At 71.4% G+C, this 1,667-nt stretch carries 1 protein-coding gene and 1 pseudogene; both read right to left on the minus strand.

The window, feature by feature from the left end; translation table 11 throughout:
• Positions 1–217: 217 nt before the first annotated feature.
• Positions 218–1,039 carry an AfsR/SARP family transcriptional regulator gene (locus ADK55_RS14370; RefSeq protein WP_053678718.1) on the minus strand — a complete coding sequence of 274 codons (822 nt, stop codon included), beginning with the start codon at positions 1,037–1,039 and terminating at the stop codon, positions 218–220.
• Between the two features lie 256 nt (positions 1,040–1,295).
• A pseudogene (locus ADK55_RS14375) lies at positions 1,296–1,667 on the minus strand (hypothetical protein); the annotation flags it as partial.

The raw sequence follows: 1,667 nt of genomic DNA on the forward strand, positions 1-1,667 counted from the left end.
CATCCCGCGAGCCCCAGCCCTACCGGGGCCCCGCCGAGGAACCACCACGCGAGCCCCCATCTCAGCCCCGCCGGCGTTTGAGGCGCGGGGTCCGGGGCGGAGCCCCGAAAAGCCGGACGCAGTCCGGTCCGCGCACCACGGCCCCGCACCGGCCACGACCCGGCCACGACCCGGCCACCGCACCGCACCGCACCACACCGCCCGGCCAGGGCAACGGCTACGCCGCGTACAGATCGAACGTCGATCCCCGCTTCGCCCCCGCCGCCACGTCCAACGCCGGGTCCACCGCCAGCATCGCCTGGTGCAGGCGCTGCAACTGCGGCGACGGCTCCACCCCCAGGTCGTCGATCAGACGGTTCCGCAACCGCCGGTACACGTCCAGCGCCGCCGCCTGTCGGCCCGACCGGTAGAGCGCCACCATGACCTGCGAGTGCAACCCTTCGTGCTGGGGGTGCCGCGCCGTCAGTTCGGTCAGCTCCACCAGGAGTTCCGTGTGCCGCCCCAACCGCAGGTCGACGTCGATCCGCCGCTCGACCGCGACCAGGCGGCTCTCCTCCAGCCGCATGACCTCGATCTCCAGAATCGGGCCGAGCCGTACGTCGACCAGCGCCGGCCCGTTCCACAGCGCGAGCGCCTCCCGCAGCATGGCCGCGGATCCCTCGTCGTCGCCGGCCTCGAACGCGTTCTGCCCCCGGGCGAGGAGGCGGTCGTACGTGTACACGTCCACCGCCTCCGGAGGCACCTGCAACACGTACCCACCGTGCCGCGTGGCGAGCACCTCCTTGGCCCTGCCCGGCCGTCCCGGCCCCATGGCGGTGCCCAGTCGACGACGCAGCTGCAGGATGTACGACTGGAGTGTGGTCAGCGCGCTCTGCGGGAGATCGTGACCCCAGATCTCCTCCATGAGCGTGGGTACCGGAATCACTCGGCCCGGCTGCAGCGAGAAGAGCGCCAGGATCTGGCGCGGCTTACCGGCAGTCGGAACGATCGAGCCCCCGTTGACCTCGGCACTCAACGGACCCAGAACCTGAATCTTCACGGTCTCCCCTCCACTTCGCGAAACCGAAAACCAATCCGAACCTGACCACGACCCCGACCACGACCACGGCCCTGACAACGAGCTTGCCAACGGCCCTGAACCTGGGCCTGAACCCGACTCCGCACGTTCGGCTCCTCCCTTCCCGGACCCCGCCGGACGCACCACACCCGGCGCCGCGGCCCGGACGAACCGGCACACCGCAGCCCGACCGCCAACGGGCGAACCGACCCCGCACTCGAAGATCGAAGACGCCGACCTAGCCCCCGCTTGCCACGAACCCCAGCGCTTCCAGGCCCCCCCCGTCCCCGGCGCCCGCCTCGCCACACGTCCGGTACTCCCCGGCCCGCGCCTCCCCCACCAGGCTCGGCAGGAGCAGCCCCCAGAGGGCGGCCACCTTGCCCTTCAACTCCCGGTACGACAGCCCGGTCCCGGACAGCACCTCGATCCCACAGACGGCGGCCGCCACCAACGCCTCCGCCCCCTCCCACCGACCTCCGGCACCACCGCTCCCGGCCTCACCGGCCCCGTCGCTCACATCACCCCTGTTGTCGTTCACATCAACCCCGACGCTCACATCAACCCCGTCAGACACAAAGGCCCCGTCAGACACAACGGCCCCGTCAGACAC

Source organism: Streptomyces sp. WM4235 (genome assembly GCF_001279725.1).
Taxonomy (GTDB): Bacteria; Actinomycetota; Actinomycetes; order Streptomycetales; family Streptomycetaceae; genus Streptomyces.